Annotated in this window: 14 protein-coding genes; 4 read left to right on the top strand and 10 right to left on the bottom strand. The window is 41.7% G+C overall.

The features are described from left to right. Positions 1-36: 36 nt before the first annotated feature. Positions 37-1,896, bottom strand: a complete 1,860-nt coding sequence (locus tag AACU32_RS21735) for an NAD(P)H-quinone oxidoreductase subunit F (protein WP_096603167.1) — start codon at positions 1,894-1,896, stop codon at positions 37-39. A 370-nt stretch (positions 1,897-2,266) separates the two neighbouring features. Then, positions 2,267-2,431: a hypothetical protein gene (locus AACU32_RS21730; protein ID WP_096603166.1), complete on the bottom strand. Its 165-nt coding sequence runs from the start codon at positions 2,429-2,431 to the stop codon at positions 2,267-2,269. Between the two features lie 472 nt (positions 2,432-2,903). Between AACU32_RS21730 and AACU32_RS21725 the strand changes: the two genes are divergently transcribed. The 3 genes from AACU32_RS21725 (at position 2,904) to AACU32_RS21715 (ending at position 6,738) form a co-directional block, all read left to right on the top strand. After that, positions 2,904-3,272, top strand: a complete 369-nt coding sequence (locus AACU32_RS21725; protein WP_096603164.1) for a hypothetical protein — start codon at positions 2,904-2,906, stop codon at positions 3,270-3,272. A 39-nt stretch (positions 3,273-3,311) separates the two neighbouring features. Further along, positions 3,312-5,339: a pentapeptide repeat-containing protein gene (locus tag AACU32_RS21720; protein WP_096603163.1), complete on the top strand. Its 2,028-nt coding sequence runs from the start codon at positions 3,312-3,314 to the stop codon at positions 5,337-5,339. A 274-nt stretch (positions 5,340-5,613) separates the two neighbouring features. Then, positions 5,614-6,738: an ABC transporter permease gene (locus AACU32_RS21715; RefSeq protein ID WP_096603161.1), complete on the top strand. Its 1,125-nt coding sequence runs from the start codon at positions 5,614-5,616 to the stop codon at positions 6,736-6,738. Between the two features lies 1 nt (position 6,739). Here AACU32_RS21715 and AACU32_RS21710 read toward each other — a convergent pair whose 3' ends face one another. The 8 genes from AACU32_RS21710 to rpsB all read right to left on the bottom strand — a co-directional run bounded on the left by AACU32_RS21710 (position 6,740) and on the right by rpsB (position 18,728). Continuing rightward, positions 6,740-9,067 carry an ATP-binding protein gene (locus AACU32_RS21710; protein WP_096603160.1) on the bottom strand — a complete coding sequence of 776 codons (2,328 nt, stop codon included), beginning with the start codon at positions 9,065-9,067 and terminating at the stop codon, positions 6,740-6,742. Positions 9,068-9,071: 4 nt separating this feature from the next. After that, complete coding sequence (locus AACU32_RS21705; protein WP_096603158.1) at positions 9,072-9,596, bottom strand: Rab family GTPase; 525 nt, start codon at positions 9,594-9,596, stop codon at positions 9,072-9,074. An 11-nt stretch (positions 9,597-9,607) separates the two neighbouring features. Continuing rightward, positions 9,608-11,806, bottom strand: a complete 2,199-nt coding sequence (locus AACU32_RS21700; protein ID WP_096603157.1) for an OmpA family protein — start codon at positions 11,804-11,806, stop codon at positions 9,608-9,610. Between the two features lie 56 nt (positions 11,807-11,862). Next, positions 11,863-12,510, bottom strand: coding sequence for a hypothetical protein (locus AACU32_RS21695; protein WP_096603155.1), 648 nt, complete (start codon positions 12,508-12,510; stop codon positions 11,863-11,865). Positions 12,511-12,921: 411 nt separating this feature from the next. Beyond that, complete coding sequence (gene recG, locus AACU32_RS21690) at positions 12,922-15,408, bottom strand: ATP-dependent DNA helicase RecG (RefSeq protein WP_096608112.1); 2,487 nt, start codon at positions 15,406-15,408, stop codon at positions 12,922-12,924. A 92-nt stretch (positions 15,409-15,500) separates the two neighbouring features. After that, positions 15,501-16,373 carry a hypothetical protein gene (locus AACU32_RS21685; RefSeq protein WP_096603154.1) on the bottom strand — a complete coding sequence of 291 codons (873 nt, stop codon included), beginning with the start codon at positions 16,371-16,373 and terminating at the stop codon, positions 15,501-15,503. Between the two features lie 467 nt (positions 16,374-16,840). Next, a complete protein-coding gene (gene tsf / locus AACU32_RS21680; RefSeq protein WP_096603152.1) occupies positions 16,841-17,785 on the bottom strand; it encodes a translation elongation factor Ts in 945 nt (314 codons plus the stop codon). Positions 17,786-17,936: 151 nt separating this feature from the next. Continuing rightward, positions 17,937-18,728, bottom strand: coding sequence for a 30S ribosomal protein S2 (gene rpsB, locus AACU32_RS21675; RefSeq protein ID WP_096603151.1), 792 nt, complete (start codon positions 18,726-18,728; stop codon positions 17,937-17,939). A 435-nt stretch (positions 18,729-19,163) separates the two neighbouring features. Here rpsB and AACU32_RS21670 point away from each other — a divergent pair, with 435 nt between their 5' ends. Next, positions 19,164-19,769, top strand: a complete 606-nt coding sequence (locus tag AACU32_RS21670) for a pentapeptide repeat-containing protein (protein ID WP_096603149.1) — start codon at positions 19,164-19,166, stop codon at positions 19,767-19,769. Positions 19,770-19,785: the final 16 nt, after the last annotated feature.

Here is a 19,785-nt window from a genome sequence, read left to right as displayed (position 1 = left end):
TCTAGTCCCTAGTCCCTAATCCCTAGTCCCTAGTCCCTAAAACATCAAATTTAAAAACTGTACTCCCCAGAATGGCCAAGTTACCCACATTCCCAATACACCAACGCCTAAAAGCACAGTGAAAGCATAAAATTGGGTTTGTCCAGATGTGCTATATTTCAGACCTTCGCCAGTTAATAGGGAGAATAAACCCACCAAATTCACAATACCATCTACTACGAAACGGTCAACCATATCAGCCAATTTGGAAAGTTGGGCGACGCTGAAAATAATCGTCATCCGATAGATTTTTGGGGTGTAAAAATCGTAGGCAAACAAGTCTTGTAAAGGTTGCCAAGGTAAGCGAATTGGTTTAGGAATATTACCTAAATAAATTACGCCACTAATACCACAACCAAAAATTGTTGACCAAATTAACAACAGTGCAACGTCTTTATTCAAAGTTACCCAATCTGGTAATAATGCTAAACTTTGTAACACTAAGGGCAGATGTAGGACGAAACCGAATAAAATCACCATTGGCAATACCATTGGCCAATGTACTTCAGGCGATCGCTCACTCATCTGTTTGGGTTTACCAGCAAAAACTAGACCAAATTCTCTGGTTAAACTGACTGCGGTTAAAACGTTGACAGCTACAACCACACCAACCAACCAAGGTTGATTTTCCCAAAGACTATCCGTTAACTCCATCAGCGCCCAAAAGCCGCCTAGAGGTGGAAACCCAATTAATCCCAAAGTTCCAATAATAAAGGCGATCGCAGATATTGGACGACGTGACCATAGTCCACCTAATTGGGTAACATTTTGGGTAATGCTGTTCCAGATAATTCCCCCAGTACTCATGACCAACAGTGCCGCTGATACAGCATGGGTCAGTACTAACAACAGTGCTGCGTCGTCTTGTTTCGTCCCCACAGCGATAAACACCAAACCCATGTAAGCGCTGACAGAATAGGATTGACAGCGTTTAATATCAACTTGGGCGATCGCAATTAAGGAAGCACCAACGGCTGTAACTGCACCAATTGCTACAATTGCTGAGGAAACAAAAGGAGACAAAGTTAATACAGGTTGCAGTTTAATTAGTACCCACGCACCACTGGCTACTACCACCGAGTTCCGCAAAATTGTACTGGGAACTGGGCCTTCCATTGCTTCATCCAACCACAAATGCAGGGGGAATTGGGCACATTTACCCATTGGCCCCGCAATTAAAGCTAAACCCACCAGGGCGATAACTGTGGGGTCAACATTGGCAGTTGTCGCCCATTCAGCTAATTCTGTATAATTCCAAGTACCAGCTAAAGGCCACAATCCCAACACACCCATCAGCAGGAATAAGTCACCCACCCGTTTGGTAAGGAAAGCGTCTCTCGCACCGCTAACTACCAAGGGCTGACTGAACCATAAGCCAACTAGCAAATAGGTTCCTAAAGTCAGAACTTCCAGAATTACATAACTAAAGAACAGGTTATTACATAGAGCCAGGGCACACAATCCCGCTTCAAACAGTCCTAATAAAGAATAGAAGCGTCCCCAACCCCAATCCATTTCCATGTAACCAATGGCATAAATTTGGGCTAAGAAATTTAAGCCAGTGATTACAGTTATCGCTCCCACACTTATGGAAGAAATTTCTATAGCAATGGTAAGATTTAAACCAGCTGTAGAAAGCCAAGGTATAAATACTTCTACTGGTGGTTGATTCCAAGTGGCGAACAATGCGATCGCACTGTGCATCAACGCTAGAAATGTCATTACTAAATTGACATAACCCGCCGGTCTTGGGCCAGTGCGGCGAATTACTCCTGGCGACCAAGGAACGGCTAAAAGCCCACCTATTAAGGCATAGCACGGAACTAGCCAAACAGTCTCTAAGAGAAACTGAGCCATCAACTTACCTCTATAATTTGCAGCAAAACTCTGGGGTTATGCATCAAAAAGCTTTGATAGCAGCTAACCCAGCCATCTCAAATAGTTCGATTTTATTTTTGCTTAATTTTGTTAAAAATAGCTTACCTTTATCTATGACAAAAAGGAAATACTTTAATTAAATAAATCATCGATACTTCCTCTAATTAATTCTTATATAAGGGCTTTATTTGATTAACAAATCGTAACTATTAATTTCTATCTATAGACAATCATTGCAATTAATCAATAGTTATCATTTGTTTTATCAATGGATATAAACGACAAAAGACGCAATTGATTGCGTCTCTTCAAATATTTATATCCTTAGGTATATGCGAAAAGGGAATTTTTAGTTCCAAGCGGAAGCCACAATTGCCGGCGGTTGGTTCAGTTGGCTAATAGGGGCGGGTTTCATATCGCGGTAGTCGAGAATTTGGACGACGATCAGGTAGGCGATCGCTAAAAGTACAGAAATTGCACCTGTAAGAATGGCAATTATTTTCGAGCGTTCCATTAGTCTTTCCTGTAAATGAATGTTTATGCTGTGCCGATAGCGTTCTCAATTGCATAGAATACATACCATTCGTAGGGGCACAGCACTGCTGTGCCCGATTGTGTATTGCATCCACACGAGAACCGCTATATATCCACATTGCCACAGACAAAACATTTACTGATATAATATGCTAGGCAAATTCAGTAGGGTGGGCACTACCCACAAGGGCTAACTGAAACAATCGCCAGGGTTTAGGCTTTTTGCGATCGCAATTATATAAATATTTTTCCGTACCCGATTATTGTCAGGGCACGGCAATGCCGATGCCCCTACCTGCACACTTTATTTTCGCTTGTCATTTGGGGGTATTTTGGAAATTGGTAGTCCCTAAAACCTCAATGTTGCATCTTTAAGGAATACCAAAAAATCAATTATCCATCGGGTAGGGGCACGGCACCGATCAATTGTCTGTTTTACCGAAAGTCTTTGGATGCCGTGCCCCTACAATTTGGGTAATTTTGAAATTGGCAATCCCTCAAATCTCAACGTTGCAGCTTTTACCCTCAACGTTGCAGCTTTTATCCTCGACGTTGCAGCTTTTACCCTCAACGTTGCAGCTTTTACCCTCAACGTTGCAGCTTTTATCCTCAACGTTGCAGCTTTTATCCTCGAAATTGCGGCTTTTATCCTCAACGTTGCAGCTTTTATCCTCAACGTTGCGGCTTTTATCCTCGAAATTGCGGCTTTTATCCTCAACGTTGCGGCTTTTATCCTCGAAATTGCGGCTTTTACCCTCAACGCTGCACCTTTGAGCCTGAATCATGAAGAATATCTCACCATTGCTGAATATACAGACTGAAGCGTGTAGTAAAATTTGCTCATCTTCGCGCAGTGGAACATGGCGTTAGACTTTTCTGGGCAAAATCTCCGAGGACGCAACTTCAAAGGACAAGACCTTGCAGGCGCAAACTTTAGCTATGCCGACATCCGAGGGGCAAATTTCACCAATGCTAATTTAACAGGTGCAAACTTTAGCCATGCTAAAGCGGGACTGCAACGTCGTTGGGCAATTTTTCTATTGCTTATTTCCTCGTTATTGTCAGGGGTGTCTGTATTTTTATGGGCTATCAACGGTTACTTAGTCTCATTTATATTTGGAGATAGTACGGAGAATTGGATCGTCGGCTGGACTGCTTTAATCGTATTGATTGTCTTTTTCTTAACTACAATTCGCCAAGGAATAGCAGCTAGTTTAGGATCTGTTGCTGTCGCTGTCGCCTTCGCCTTTGCCTTTACAGCCTCCGGAGCCTTCACTGGAATATTTGGTTTCGTCTTTGCCTTCGCCTTCGCAGTTTCCGGAGCCGGAGCCTTTGCTGGAGCCTACGCCATCGCCGTTGCTTTCGCAGTCTCTGGAGCCGAAGTTATTGCCGGAGCTTTCGTCGGAGCCTACGCAGCCTCCGCAGCCTCCGTTAACGGAGCCTTTGCTGGAGCCTACGCCTTCGCCATCGCCTTTTCTGGAACATTATTTAGTATCTACATCGCTTGGCGAGCAATGAAAGGAGACGAAAAATATTCCTTGGTTCGTAATATTGCTGTCAACTTTGCAGCCACAGGCGGAACAAGTTTTCATGGCACTACTTTAACTCAGGCTGATTTCACCAAAGCCACACTCAAAAGTACAGATTTCCACAAAACTATCCTGACTAATACCCGTTGGCATCAAGCCAAAATGCTTGACCGCGTTCGCCCTGGCTCAACTTACCTGCAACACCCACAAATCCGCGAATTACTAATTACAGGACAAGGACAGGACAAAAACTTTGACCGTCAAATCCTGCGAGGTATAAACTTACAATCAGCAAACCTAGCCGATGCTAGCTTCATCAGCGCTGACCTCAGTGAAGCTAATTTGCAAGATGCGGATTTATCCAGAGCCAAACTCAAGCAAACCCAACTAGACGCAACCGATTTAACAGGTGCAACCCTCACAGGTGCATTCATTGAAGATTGGGGCATTACCAGTGAAACTAAATTGCATGGAGTGAGGTGTGAATATATCTTCATGCGCTTACCCACCAAAGAAAACCCCGACCCCCTCCGCAAACCAGATAATCAACAAGAAGTCTTCCAAGAAGGCGACTTTGCCGACTTTATCAAGCCAATTTTTGACACCCTTGACCTTTACCACAATCAAAACGTTGACCCCCGCGCCATTGCAATTGCATTCAAAAAGCTGGCAGAAAATCACCCAGAAGCCGAGTTAGAAATTGTGGCAATGGAGAAACGCGGCGATGATAAATTCTTACTTAGAGCTAAAACCGCACCAGGGAGTGATAAATCCCAACTGAGTGCCGAATATTTCGATGACTATAATCAACTCAAGGCTTTATCCCAAAGTCAGCAAGCCCTACTTATAGAAAAAGATAGTCGTATTCTTAGTTTAGAAAATATGCTGACAACTGCACTTCAGCAGTCGAAATACTATATACAAGGAGATAACAAAGTGTCTGATATCAGCGGCATCAATATTCAAGGTAGTACAAATGTTAGCGGTATTGCTGGCGGTGGTTCTGCCGCTGTCGCCAACCTGGGAACGATTAGCGGTAATGTGAGTGTTGCGCTCAATCAGTTACCCGATGCACCGTCAGCAGAGAAACCCGGAATCAAAGAATTGTTGACGCAATTGCAAGAAGAAATTTCCCAATCATCAGAGTTATCAGATGAGGACAAAGCTGAGGCTTTAGAACAGGTGCAAACTTTAGCAGAAGCCGCGAAAAATCCCCAAGAGAATGGAAGTAAGAAGACTGCAAAGACTGCAATCACCATGTTAAAGGGAATATTTACAGGTTTACCTGCTGTGGCTTCACTGGTGGAAGCTGGAAATAAATTATTGCCGCTAATTTCTAAGTTATTCGGTTTGGGATGACAAATTGAAGTTGTCATTTATCAAGGATACCGCTGGTGAATCAGGGGTAAGATCCTTCGCTTACCCAACAGACCGCCGTCACCCTAGAAGGGTGCGGCTATATTAACAAAGCCCACCTTCGTGGGCTAAAGGATTCAGCCCACGAAGGTGGGCTTTGCATCGATAGCCCCAGGCTTCTAGCCTGCGGGCGTTATTTCGGGTAAGCCAGAGAATTCCTGTAGGGCAATGCTAAACCCTGCATAGTGCGGATATATTTACTATCAAACTAATAGCCATGAAATTTATTCAAAGTCTGTTGAATAGCCGATTCTGGACTTTAGCAATTAAGGAATTTCGCCAAATACTGCGCAGTCGAGAGACTTTAGTCTTGTTAATCATCCCTCCCACAGTGCAAATGCTGCTTTATGGCTTTGCTCTCAATCCTGATGTCCATTATCTCAAGTTAGGAGTTGTCGATTATGCCAATAGTTATGAAAGTAGAGAATTAGTTTCTGTATTAACGGTCAATAAAGTCTTTACCTTAGAAAAATATCTGTTTAACGATCAAGATTTAGGTGAGCAAGTTCGACAAGGAAAAATCACAGCAGGTTTAATCATTCCGCCAGATTTTAAACGTAAATTATCAGAAGATAAATCTGGTGAAGTACAAATTTTAATTGATGCAGTCGATGCCAATACTGCGGGTATTGCTCAAGGTTACCTCAATCAGATGATTAATCAATTTAGTCGCCGCTTATCCTCTAATCAAGCCCCGCCGTTAATTAATCCGCAAACGACTTTCCTTTATAATCCGGGATTACGCAGTAGTTGGTTTTTCATCCCCGGCGTTTTAGGCTTAGTTTTAACGCTGATTAGTTCTTTGGTTTCTTCAGTAACAGTTGTCAGAGAAAAAGATACAGGAACTCTCGAACAATTGTTAATGACTCCAGCGGAAGCTTGGGAAATTTTACTCGCTAAAATTGTGCCTTTATTTGTGCTGTTAATGGGTGATGTGATTTTAGCTTTAAGTATCGGTAGATTAGTATTTGGTGTCCCTTTTCGCGGCAATGCTTTACTTTTTTTAACCCTATCAGGACTTTATTTATTTGTTGGTATTGGCATTGGCATTATGCTGGCTACGGTTTGTCGCACTCAACAGCAAGTTGTGCTGACATCATTTTTTATCAATTTACCCTTGATTCAACTTTCTGGGGCTATCTCTCCCATTGAAAGTATGCCGGAATTCTTTAAATATTTGTCTCTACTAGACCCGCTACGCCATTATATAGAGATTGTGCGGGGAATTTTGCTCAAAGGTGTAGGATTAGAAGTACTTTGGTGGAATGCGATCGCACTTTTTATCTTTGCTACATTACTCTTATCCATCAGCATCAACCAATTCCGCCGTCAATTAAGTTAAATCAGAGTTTTTGCCTTTCTTGTTGTAAAGCAATTTCAACATTTTGGTATTCAGTTTCGATCATTAAAATTCCTGCTGTTGCTTTTTCCAGTTCTTCAACTGCGGCTACAATTTCTAATTCTGCACAGTGGCTTGCTAGAGTCATTGCGCCTAGGGTAGCACTGGTAGAGTAAAGGGTATGCGTTGCTAGCCTGAGATTTTTGAAATTACCTTGACTTAATGCTACTCGCATATTTTGTAGTATTTTAGGAGCATCTTCAAGGTAGTCATTAATAATTTCCCGCACAAATTCTTTAAACTCAACCTCTGTATTAAACTCTGCCATGCCCCTGATGTTTTCTAAGGCAGTAGAATCAATTGGATGGGAAACTTTTGCTTGGTTCTCTATCGGTTTCTCCACCGCAGAGAGAGGCTGACATCTTTTGAGTACTCGCATCAATTCTGCAATCCGGATTGGTTTAGCAAGATAGTCATCCATCCCAGCTGCTAGACAATTTTCGCGATCGCCCCACATTGCACTTGCTGTTAATGCGATCAGTCGCGGGCGGTTTTGTGGTGTCCATTCTTGACAGATATGCTGGCTTGCTGTTAAACCGTCCATTTCTGGCATTTGTACATCCATCAATACTACATCGTAGCGTTGGCGGCGTAGCGCTGAGATTACTTCTAAACCATTGTTAGCAATATCTGGCTGATAACCCATTCCTTGCAACATCAACCCAATCATCTTTTGATTAATGGCATTATCTTCAGCTAAAAGTATCCTCAATGGATATTGTTCGGCTAGATGAGTATCAATCTGCGCATCATTAACTCCTGACTCCCGACTCCTAACTTCTTCTGGAATCACAGTTACAGTAATTGTGAAGTGAAATTTACTGCCTATACCTGGTTCACTTTCTACCCAAATTCTACCACCCATTAACTCACACAGTTGCTTGCAGATAGCAAGACCTAACCCCGTACCGCCGTACTGTCGAGTAATGGAGGAGTTGACTTGAATAAAAGCTTTAAATAAACGCTCCAGGCGATCGCGGGGAATGCCAATGCCTGTATCTTTAACAGTAAACTGAATTTCCTCTGTAGTATCGTGAAGCTGGCGATTTATGACGGAAACTTCTATACTTCCAGTTTCGGTAAATTTTAAAGCATTACTGAGTAAATTAATCAAGACTTGGCGCAGTCTGGTGATATCACCCACAATTGTCGTTGGAAGTTCTGGAGTATCTAAAAATGTGAGTTTTAATTTTTTTTCTCTCGCTTTGGGCGCAAGTAGAGAAAGCGCTTCATTAATGCAAGTTCGCAAAGCAAAAGGTTGTTCTTCTAATTCCAGCTTACCTGATTCTATTTTCGAGAGGTCAAGGAAATCGTTAATAATTTCTAGTAAAGCATTTCCACTAGTGTAGATGGTTTCCACAAAGTCACGTTGCTCAGTAGTTAATCCAGTATTCAGCAACAAACTCGCCATCCCAATTACCGATGCGATCGGAGTCCGAACTTCATGGCTAATCATCGCTAAAAATTCTTGTTTAGCCAGTTCTGCTTGCTTTCGTTCGGTCATGTCTCGCAAAATATAAACATAACCTTGGAAATGTTCAACTTCTGTCTGAACTATTGAGTATGAAACAGCTATCGGAATTGTTTTACCGCTTTTGGTTTGACAAATAGTTTCTACTTCTTTCAGTAGAGGAATTTCTGGATTTTGGGTTGTAACGATACTTTCGATTTCGCCGATTGCTAACTTACATCTATCCACTTCTCGAAAAATTTTGCTGATAGGTTGACCGATAAGTTCTGATTCGTCATATTCTAATAAAATTTTGGCGGCTGGGTTGATTTTTTTAATATTTCCTGAAAGCGTTGTGACCAACAAACCATCCGCCATTGATGTCAAAATCTGGTCAATATATTGTTTAGCAGCTTTGTTATTACGTAGCAAAAGATTTGCTTCATTTGCACCCTGAAATAAAGATTGCTCCAGAACCATTCGTTCTGTCACATCTTCCACAAAAATTATGATCTTATTGCTATAATTTTCTACTTTAGTAATATTTATATTAATATATAAAGGAGAAGCTGTATCTGGCGATCGCCTAATTCCTTTTAATTCAAAGTTATTTTGTTCACCCTGTCGAATCGCATCAAAAATATCTTCAAGTCCCTCTATTTCCGGAAATACAATCCGAATATCCTCACCTAGCTGCACTTCTTCATAAATATCGCTCAGACGATTAATTCCCGGAGAAGTCTCCAGAATCTGGAAGTTTTCATCAATCGTCAGATATTCAATCCGATATATAGACAACAGATTTGTCAATAATGATTCCATTTTATTAAATTAAATGAGTAGCTAATATGTGAAATATTTCATCAACATTATTACCAGTTTTCGCGGAAGTTGTATAGGTAGCTATGACATTAGTCTGGTCGCTAAATTGATAAATGCGTTGGAGATTTTCTAAATATTCTGCTGCAATCAAGTCCGATTTATTCAAAGCGATCGCAATATAACTTTGAGGATTAACAGCTAAAAAACTGTGGATATGTTCCTGGAGATGATTCAGGGTTTCTGGTTGTGTTACATCACCAACTATTACAGCAGCTTTAGCGCCTTGAAAATAATTAGGAGCAATTGCTTTAAATTTATTACTACCTTCAATATCCCAAATTAAAAACTGTATTTTTTGTGCCTGCTGTAAGTCTGTTGGTGACAATTCAACCAATTTTTTAGAAATTTTTACTCCAACAGTTGAAAGATATTTATCATTAAATTGCCGTTCTACAAATTGGCGAATTAGGCTAGTTTTGCCAACACCAAAATCACCAAATAAACAGATTTTTCTAGAGATGATAGACATGAAATTTTACTTTAAATAGCTTCTATAATGACACATCTGCTTAACCATGAGGGTTGAGTAGCATCAATTCCTGGCGGTAAATTTGTTTTTCCGATAATGTGTAGACGAGATGGGTTAACGCCTTGATTAATTAGTGCTTGTTGTACAGCTTTTGCTCGCTTTAAGGCTAACTGTTGACTTGGATTCACATTAGTATGCTCATAGCTATAACCAACGATTTTAACCTGTTTGTTTGGATGCTGATTGAGGAACAACTTAACTTGTTGAACCTTGTACCCTAAATCTGTTATCCTCAAATTTGCTGAGTCGATTTGAAAGTAAAATCTAACTTCAATCTGCAAAGGTTGCACCCGCACGGCGCTAGATACAAACTTTACACCGGGAATTTGCTCAAATGCATGAGTAATAGTGTGAGCATCTGTAATCCGGTTGACAGTACCCTCGATAGCTACTTTACTAGCGATATATTGAGCAGAAATTGCTGTACCGTCCATCTGATTTAAAACTGCGGTGACTCGTTTAACTTCAGCCGCAGCTAATATAGGATCGGCAGGGACTTCTACTGATAAAATTTGATTGTCAATCAACCATTTAGGTGAGGTTATTTTGACTATTTGTTCAGCTTTCTGACGCAAAAGTTGATTAGGTACTTGTCCAGTTAATTTTAATTTGTTATGTTCTACTTGCACTGTTAGACGATAGACAGCTAACTCTGGAGTAGAAGCTAAAGCCAGGGAAGTTTTATTTTCAATCGAACGAATTATTCCGATATGGTATTGCCAAAACCCCCAAGGAATGAAAATAATGCCGAGCAATGTTAAGCTTAATACCAATAGTGGTGAAGGTTGACTTTTTTTCTTTTTCTCCTGCGAATCTGAATCTTTCAGTACTTCTAAAAGACTATGGATTTCATTCGGAATTGTATCGGGAACGCCGTCAAATTTTTCAATTAAATCACCATATTGTTGCACTATATTGCCGAGATTTTGCCGCATAGCAAGGATGAATTTTTTGCTTGGCTCTCCCTGAACAACAATCGCTAAATAACAATATCCTGCAACTTCTAAAATTATTTTCGACGTACCATAGTCAATCGCGTCTAGTTCTGATATGCTACCAGATTGGTTGATGCAATCATTAGCAAAACTGCGAATCGCCGTCAGCATTCCTGCTACCATTTCTGACTCTAGTTGCTGTGCATCAGATTGCTGAATATCTGAGATGACTAAACCAGATTCTTTATGAATCAAAAAAATAGCTTTGATTTTAAATGTCAGAGATTCTTTGAAAATTAATTCTGCTTCGGAAACTCCTTGTAATTTGGCACGAATTTTCCGTTTAATCCCTTCGACACTGAGGGTTTCTTCAACTTGTCGGTTAATAGCACTAATTGTCTCTGCCATATATTTGGCTATGGTACTACCAATAATTGGGTAGAGTGCATCCACAACGATATTTTGTTCAATTTCAATCTGCTTTTTTATTGCTCGTCCCATTGAAGGTGCGATCGCATCGGAAACTTCTTCAGGCGCAACAATGATCTGGTGGGAAATAGCTAGAGGAACAGCAGGAGCTAATGCTTCACTCATGCTAATTTTATCTTGTTCAGTACGACTGCGGATAGCCTGATCGATAATCGGAGTAAATACCTGTGCAATTTCCTCTTTCGATTCCGTAATTTTCAGCCTTAAAAGCTCAGAAATCGACGGGAGTAGTAAGTTGATTAGCTCTTGAGGATCGTAAATTTGATGCTCTAAATTTGTGAGTTTTTGTGCGAGTTTAGCCGTCAAATCGTTTAAATCTGCTAATTCGCCTCCGACTAATATCGCTTGTAATTTTTGAAATGCATCCTGTGAATTATCTAAATTAGATTCAACTAATTTTTCCTCAAAGGTGGCAATAATTTCCAGAGGTTCTTCTAATTTATCATCGGTAACTGGCGATGAATTAGGTAAACAAAAAGGAGAATCAACAGCAGATTCTAAATAAGCTTCACATACTTCCAATGGAACTGGAGGGAGTCGCAGTAATCCAGTTTCTTCTAAAATATACTCCTGATGATTATTTTCTGATGCTAATTCAGGAAAAGATTGCTCAGGTGGTTCGATAATTTTGAGATCGACGAGTAGATTTACTAGATTTTCAATCTGTGCAGTTTCTTCTGGCTTTAACTCAAAAGATTGGGAAATCGAATTTTTCACCTGAGTCATATCAGTAAGTATCGCTATCGATTGTCAAAGTATAATGTCAAAGTTTGTCTTGTTGATTAAGAATGTAATTCAGTCGCACCATTGGAGTGAGTTAACACTTTTGTAGTTTCTAGAAACGTGACAGCAGTATAGTTATCGCCGCGTTCATCGGCTGCTTCCCGCAGTTTGGGAATAAATTCAGTTTCCTTAAGTCGCATTCCCAAAGCAAACAAAGTTTCCGCCATATCGTCTTTAGAAACTTTAGTGTCTGTCAACTGGGAGAAACGTCGATCTAATTCTTCCAAAATCAGATCTCGTAACGCCGTCACATCGTCTTGTAATTGGACTTTAGTCTGAAAAACTTCATCGCGAATCGAAGTAGTTTGACTATCTAACGCCTCATCAAGCGACTGAACACTGGTAGAGAATTTTTTATTCAGACGATCAACCTGTTGGCGTAAGTCAAAAGTTTCTTCTTGAGTTGTCTGGTTGAGTGACTTCAGTTTTTTTTCTAGCGCCTCAATCCCCGCCTTGAGTTCAGCCGAAAAGTTTAACTTCAGTTGCTCTACATGCGATCGCATTTGTTGTTGCAACAGCGAAATATCCGACTCCAGCTTGCTGAATCGATTGTCGTACTCTCTTAGTTGCGTTCCAAAAATAATATCGCGGATCTGATCGATATTACCCAGCCGTTCACGAACATCGTCTCTACTCATCTGACTCATAGAGCAAACCTCATCTTTTGGAAATAAACTGAAGCTCAGAGGTGATGCATTTAACTGACGCTTAGAGTAAAGACTCTCAGTATAAAACGCAGCAAATCCACCAACCCTAGTTTTAGGAAAGCAAGTTTATTATTCCCAGTTGTCGATAGGTTTATATAGACAAATCAAAGGAGATCGTAGTAAGTAAGTAGATGGACAAAAATAATTACAGTCATTGCGAGCGGAGAGAAGCAATCCCAGCCCTTGCGATTGCTTCTCTTCTCTAGGAGAAGCTGCGCCAACGAGACGCTACGCAAACGCTCGCAATGAAATTGTGTAATTAATTCTGTCCGACTACTTATGACTCTATTAACAATTCGTAATTATTCGTCAAAGTTGTCAATACTGAATCGGTACTCTAGCACTGAGCAATCAAGTCATAATCGCCCCACCCATCAATCGCTCATACCGATACTTCAACTCTTCTTTCATCAAATACCAACGCTCTAAAGTTGCATCTATCTCGATGACTTTCTCTGCTGCTTGTCGCGCTAACAGCAAAACTTCCTCATCTTCCAGCAAACTTGCAAGTGTAAAATCCGGCACACCAGATTGACGAGTTCCCAGCACTTCCCCAGGGCCGCGAAAACGCATATCCATTTCTGATATAAAAAAGCCATCCTGAGACTGTTCCATCACTTTTAGTCGTTGTTGCGCGTCAGGACTTCGAGAACTACTCATTAACAAACAATAGGACTGCGCTGCACCACGCCCAACCCGTCCCCGCAGTTGGTGCAGTTGTGATAAACCAAACCGTTCTGCATGTTCAATGAGCATCACTGTAGCATTAGGGACATCTACACCGACTTCAACAACGGTAGTAGAAACTAAAATTTGCGTTTTGTTATCCCGGAATTGCGTAATTGCTTCGTCTTTCTCGGCGGAACTCATGCGACCATGAAGCAACCCAACTTGAAAGTCAGGAAAAACGCTTTCCTGTAATTTTTGGTGTTCTTCGACAGCAGAACGCAAATCTAACTTTTCTGATTCTTCCACCAAAGGCAAAATTACATAAACTTGTCGTCCTTGGGCAATTTCTCGCCGCATCAGGTCGTAAGCATGGCTACGTTGCTGACCTGTAAGCATTGTAGTCTGTATCTTTTGTCTCCCTGGCGGTAACTCATCAATTTGACTGACATTCATATCCCCATGTATCGTCAGCGCCAATGTCCGGGGAATGGGAGTGGCGGTCATTGTTAATACATGGGGTTGTTCACCTTTTTGTTGCAACCGCGCCCTTTGTTGCACCCCAAACCGATGTTGTTCGTCAATTACCGCTAACCCCAATTGGCGAAAGTTTACGGGGTCTTGAATCAAGGCGTGAGTGCCCACTAACAGGGGTAACTCTCCCGTTTCCAGTTGAGCGTGAATTTGTCGCCGTTTAACAGTTTTTGTCGAACCTGTCAGTAATTCTACTGGTAAATGCAGCAAGTTAAACCAACTGACTAACTTGCGGTAATGCTGTTCTGCTAAAACTTCCGTCGGAGCCATCAACGCTGCTTGGTAGCCTGATTGAATCGCCGCTAAAATAGCCACCACAGCCACAACAGTTTTACCGGAACCTACATCACCTTGCACCAACCGATTCATCGGTGTAGGTTGTTGTAAGTCGTTGAGAATATCGTTAATTACTCGCTGCTGTGCGCCAGTGAGTTTAAAAGGCAGTATTTCGTAGAAATTTTCTAATAACTGTCCTTTGGGAGCCAGAATAGCGCTAGTTTGGATTTGCCTTGCTTGATACTGTCGTTGCAGTAAACTTAATTGCAAATAGAAAAATTCATCAAAAACCAGGCGACGACGGGCAACTTGCAGAGAGGCGCTATCTGGGGGAAAGTGAATATTAGCGATCGCATCTTTCAATTCCATCAAACCATATTTCTCCCGCAAACCACTGGGTAAGGGGTCTTTGAGATTCGCCGCCGCAGGTAAAGCAGCTATTACCGCCTGTCGCACCATATTCGCCGCGATACCCTCAGTTAAAGCATAAATTGGCACTATCCGACCGATTGTCAAGGAATCAATCGCATCTCCCGGATTTGCCAATACTTCTAATTCGGGGTTATCCAGCGTCAAGCCAAATTTACTTTCCTTCACCAACCCACAAGCCGCAAGCACAGCACCCACAGGATAGCGGCGTTTTAAACTTTCTTGCCAAGCACGACTAGTGAACCTTGTACCCGCCGAAAAGCGACTAACTTTGATTTGTCCGGTGTTATCCTTCAGTATCAGTTCTAAAATTGAAAGTTTCTGATTTTTCGGACTATTAAAACAGTTACAGCGCTTCACCGTTGCGACTATCGTCACCGTCTCACCCGCCTGCAACTCGCGGATATTTACCTGACGCGCATAGTCAATATGATCGCGGGGATAGTAGTAAAGTAAGTCACGCACAGTATACAAACCCAGACGCGCCAAATTATCAGCTTTTCTCATGCCGATTTCTGGTAAATCGCTGAGTTTTTGGTCAATTTTTGGTGCAAGTCTCCGACTCACTTCAGGCACAATCGGAGTTGTGGGAGTTTGATTTTTAGATTGATAATTTCTCTCTGGTTCCGCTACTACGCCATTTTTTTCTGGCGGTTTCCCATCATCCTGCTGTAATTGATACAGATACCTGCGAGTGTCTGCGACTAAATGTTGTCTCTCTTCCAAACCTAGATCTGAATATTTAGCAAATTGCATCGCTAATTCTTGCCAGCGACGGCGTTCAGTTGCGGGTAAACCAATGGGGAATTTGCCCAGAGTCAGGCTGAGAAATTCACTAAAGCGATATTGTCTACCCATCAAATCTGTAAAACCGTGTTCCGCCTCTACAGCCAAGGCTTTTTGCAATCTGATCCAATCTGGTTTGTCACTCATGGGGCATTGGGCATGGGGCAAGTGGGCATTGGGCATTGGACACTAGTTATTCACAAATGACAAATGACAAATGACAAATGACAAATGACTAGTTAATCATCATCCCAAATCGCACGCCAAGCAGCTTCAGCTTCGGCAATTGAGCGTTCTCGGTGCTTTTTTTGATAATCTTGTCCTAGTTTATTTAACTGAAGTAGGGTGTTGCGAATCTGTTTGCGTGCCGAGGAGAGTCTAGCATCAGCAAATTCAATTTCCCCTAGCCGGAGGTTAATGGCCATAACTTTTGTCAGGCTAGGTTCCTCCGCATCCTGTTCATTTTCGATTTCAATGACCACGTTTAATAAGTTAGGCGGCCCAGGTATAACTTCGGCAGATGCTTCTGATGCAGCCGCAGCTATTTCTAAAATCGGTTCTGGGATCTTTTTGGGTAAAAGACTGACTTTTTGTAACACAGCATTAGCATCATGAGACAGTTTTTTGAGTGTATGTTGTGTCAACTTTTCTACACTCTGTTGCCATGCTACTAGTTCCATTGGGTTAGAAGAGTCAGTAAGTTTTAAATTGGAAATTTGAGATTTAGAATTGTTTTCACCTTCCTCATCTCCCTCATCCCCCTTATCCCCCTCATCCCTCTCATCCCCCTCATCCCCCTCATCCCCCTCATCTTCCTCATGCTGAGATTCCTCACTACTAATAATAGTCAGCAAATGTTCAGCTGTCTGTTTACCCAACTTGCGGATGGCTTGTTGCAAATGTTGCCGTTGATTCAATGACAAACTCAGGAATTTTTCGGGATAACCTTGGGTACACAGGTGATAGGTTGCCAGAATCAACTGCTGGCGAACGGCTTGCCCTAACAGAGTGAAATAAATAGCATAAGCGTTTTGTAGTTCTGCCGCGATCGCTTTTATCGCTTCTTTCAGCAATACAATATCCCGATCAATTCGCTCGATTGCTCTAGCCATATCTTCTATTAATTGCCCTCCTAAACCCAATAATAGTACAAATGTACGAATCTATGATAAATTAAACATTCCGAGGATTTAAGATTTTTCCGAAAGTATAGCAAATTCCCTGCAATAGCAGCCTAGCACCCAAGTTTTTATAGCTTAAGGGAACTCCAAAAAATAAATTATCCAACTTTCGGTATTACCAATATTTTATCGATGCCGTGCCCCTACCCCCGTGGGTATTTTTTTAAATACCCAATAAATTTGTAGTGCGAGCGTCTCGCGAGGTGGTGTTCACTCATCGAGCAAGATGCTCGCACTACGGAATATGGGTAATTTATTTTTTGTAAGTCCCTAACGCCCAAGTTCTCAGGACTAAAAAATAAAATACAGGTCAGCATAATTGCTTGACCTGTGTTTTAACAAATCATCAGTCATTTATCCTTAGTCTCATGACAAATGACAAATGACAAATGACTAAATTATTTTGCGCCCATTTGTGCAGCGACTTCCTCAGCAAAGTTGCTTTCTTGCTTTTCAATGCCTTCACCTAGGACATAGCGCACAAAGCGTTTAATTTTGATGTCTTGCCCTACTTTAGACTTAACTTGTTTCACCAAGTCTTCTACAGAAATGCTTTGATCGCGAATGAAAGGCTGATCTAGCAAAGCCAATTCCTTGAGACGTTTTTCAATCCGTCCTTGAACAATCTTTTCTTTGATGTTCTGTGGCTTGTTAGCTAAATCATCCCGCCCCATTTCAATTTCTGTTTCTTTGGCAGCAACTTCAGCGGGGATTTCGCCTACACTGACATACTCAACATTAGGGCAAGCAGCTACTTGCATGGCGCTGTTCCGTGCTAAGCTTTGGAACTCTTCATTGCCAACTACTGCATCAGTTTCAGAGTCTACCTCAACTAACACACCAACTCGACCGCCAGTGTGAATGTAGCTGTCTACTATGCCTGATTTGCCTTCTGCTAGTGAAAAATTGACAAAGCGGCGCACCTGGATATTTTCACCCAAAGTAACAATGACTTGTTTGATGAAATCTTCTACGGTCAAGCTTTGATCTTCACTATAAGGTTGAGCCAACAAAGACTCCACACTATCAGCAGTTGCTGCTTGCTTTGCCAGGTTCTTAACTAGAGCCTTAAAAGCATCGTTACGGGCAACAAAATCAGTTTGGCAGTTGACTTCTATCAGTACACCCACCTGATATCCAGGCTGTATATAGGTGTCTACTAGACCTTCTGCGGCAATGCGATCGCTTTTTTTACCAGCCGAAACTAAGTTCTTTTTTCTTAACCAGTCTACGGCTTGTTCTATGTCGCCATCAGTTTCTTTTAGTGCTTTTTTGCAGTCCATCATGCCAGCACCAGTTTTTTGGCGTAGCTCTTGGACGAGTTTTGCAGATATTTCCGCCATGTTGCCTCAATTCCTACTTGACCTCGAGTTGTAATCGCTCACGGGTGTTGAGTATTTCTATCTTACTCAGGGCTGGGGATCAAAAAACGGTGAATTGTCAAGTATGAAGTCTGAAATTTTAGTTTTCATCCTTCATACTTCATCCTTCATCCTATTCTTCGTCTTCGTCGTCGCTTACATATGTACCAGACAACTCAGTCTCTTCATAGTCATAGTCTTCTTCCCCATCTTCATAGTCATAATCTTCTTCTGCTTCTAACTGACCATGACGACCTTCATAAATCGCATCCGCCAATTTGCCGACGATCAGTTTAATTGACCTGATAGCGTCGTCATTTGCCGGGATGGGAATATCTACTACATCGGGGTCACAGTTTGTATCTAGCATCGATACAATGGGAATTGCCAGTTTTTGACATTCTTGAACTGCGTTATACTCCCGCCGTTGGTCTACAATCACCACCACATCGGGAACTTTCCGCATGGTTTTAATCCCGCCCAAATATTTTTGTAGCTTCGCCATCTCCCGGCGTAACATTGAGGCTTCTTTTTTCGGCAACAAGTCCAATGCTCCGGTTTCTTCCCGGCGTTCCAAATCTTTGAGGCGGTCTACCCTGGTTTTGATAGTTGTCCAGTTAGTCAGCATTCCACCCAACCAACGCTGGTTAATGTAGTGGGAACCGCAACGACTGGCTTCTTGAGCAATAATTCCTGCTGCTTGCCGCTTAGTACCGACAAACAGGAATTTTTTCCCTTGTTCTGCTTGTGTACGCATATAAGCATACGCATCTTCCATCAACTGGGCAGTTTGCACCAAGTCGATAATGTGTACACCATTGCGGGAAGTATAAATGTATGGAGACATTTTTGGGTTCCAACGCCTGGTCTGATGACCAAAGTGAACTCCTGACTCCATCATCTGAGCCAATGAAACAACTGGCATATATAGTTACTCCGATTCGGGTTAAACCTCCACCCAAGCGTATTTCCCCATGAGGAAACACCCGAATTCTTGGATGTGCGAGATTAATTAGCCATACTAGGGTAGCATATTTGGGCCGCTATGAACGGTAATTAATATCTCAGGCAGCATGGGAAGCAGAGGAAGCTCCAGGAGAAATAACTATTGCCTTCTTGACAAATGATACACTTTAGTATGTAAATTATATAACAAATTGTTATATATCAAATTTCCCTGACTTATGTCAGCATTTTTTGTTTAAAAAAGGGCTTCAAAGCCTGTTTTTACGCTTTTGACGAATTTTTTCGGAAATTATTATTGATTTACGACTCGGATTATCACTTTTGGGGTGTACTCTCGATATACAGTAACTTTCACAATAGACTGTTGCCATAATTTACACCTTGAGGTAATACCATGAGAAATTATGCTGACAAACAGGACTTGATATTAAGTCAAAGTGGGGATTTCAGCGGATGTGACTTGAGCGGAATCGACCTGAGAGCAGTGGATTTGAGTGGTGTTAACTTTTTAGGAGCAGATTTGCGGGGTGCAAATTTATCTGGCTCTATCCTCACTGGTGCTAACCTACGTGAGGCAAATCTGACGCAAGCCGCTATATGCGAAGCGAATTTAAGCGATGCTGATTTAACACAAGCGAATTTATGTGGAGCAGTTTTATGGCGATCGCAATTTTGTGGTAGTAATCTTACGTATGCTTCTTTGTGTGGAGTCGATTTGGGCGAAGCTGACCTAAGTGAAGCGTCTTTAATTGAAGCGTCTTTAATTGAAGCGAAATTAGTCCGAGCCAATCTTGCTGGCGCAAAGCTATGTGGAGCAATTTTATTGGAAGCAAATTTAACTGATGCTAATTTAATTGGTGCAGACCTGACATGGGCAAACTTAACATCGGCTAATTTAACTGAAGCCAAGCTTTGGGGAAGCAAAATAATTTATACCAGGCTTCGGGACACAATCATGCCCGACGGTACAATTCAGGAACCGCAAATAGCATTTATTTAATATGGGTAAATCAGTT

Source organism: Calothrix sp. NIES-2100 (assembly GCF_963875285.1).
Classification (GTDB): Bacteria; Cyanobacteriota; Cyanobacteriia; order Cyanobacteriales; family Nostocaceae; genus Aulosira.
The sequence above is the reverse complement of the archived record's forward strand: the minus strand, read 5'-3'. Positions and strand labels throughout refer to the sequence as shown.

Bases quoted from the DNA above. Each gene is read 5' to 3' on its own strand.
- AACU32_RS21735 (WP_096603167.1), bottom strand. From the start codon at position 1,896: ATGGCTCAGTTTCTCTTAGAGACTGTTTGGCTAGTTCCGTGCTATGCC.
- AACU32_RS21730 (WP_096603166.1), bottom strand. From the start codon at position 2,431: ATGGAACGCTCGAAAATAATTGCCATTCTTACAGGTGCAATTTCTGTA.
- AACU32_RS21725 (WP_096603164.1), top strand. From the start codon at position 2,904: ATGCCGTGCCCCTACAATTTGGGTAATTTTGAAATTGGCAATCCCTCA.
- AACU32_RS21720 (WP_096603163.1), top strand. From the start codon at position 3,312: ATGGCGTTAGACTTTTCTGGGCAAAATCTCCGAGGACGCAACTTCAAA.
- AACU32_RS21715 (WP_096603161.1), top strand. From the start codon at position 5,614: ATGAAATTTATTCAAAGTCTGTTGAATAGCCGATTCTGGACTTTAGCA.
- AACU32_RS21710 (WP_096603160.1), bottom strand. From the start codon at position 9,067: ATGGAATCATTATTGACAAATCTGTTGTCTATATATCGGATTGAATAT.
- AACU32_RS21705 (WP_096603158.1), bottom strand. From the start codon at position 9,596: ATGTCTATCATCTCTAGAAAAATCTGTTTATTTGGTGATTTTGGTGTT.
- AACU32_RS21700 (WP_096603157.1), bottom strand. From the start codon at position 11,806: ATGACTCAGGTGAAAAATTCGATTTCCCAATCTTTTGAGTTAAAGCCA.
- AACU32_RS21695 (WP_096603155.1), bottom strand. From the start codon at position 12,510: ATGAGTCAGATGAGTAGAGACGATGTTCGTGAACGGCTGGGTAATATC.
- recG (WP_096608112.1), bottom strand. From the start codon at position 15,408: ATGAGTGACAAACCAGATTGGATCAGATTGCAAAAAGCCTTGGCTGTA.
- AACU32_RS21685 (WP_096603154.1), bottom strand. From the start codon at position 16,373: ATGGCTAGAGCAATCGAGCGAATTGATCGGGATATTGTATTGCTGAAA.
- tsf (WP_096603152.1), bottom strand. From the start codon at position 17,785: ATGGCGGAAATATCTGCAAAACTCGTCCAAGAGCTACGCCAAAAAACT.
- rpsB (WP_096603151.1), bottom strand. From the start codon at position 18,728: ATGCCAGTTGTTTCATTGGCTCAGATGATGGAGTCAGGAGTTCACTTT.
- AACU32_RS21670 (WP_096603149.1), top strand. From the start codon at position 19,164: ATGAGAAATTATGCTGACAAACAGGACTTGATATTAAGTCAAAGTGGG.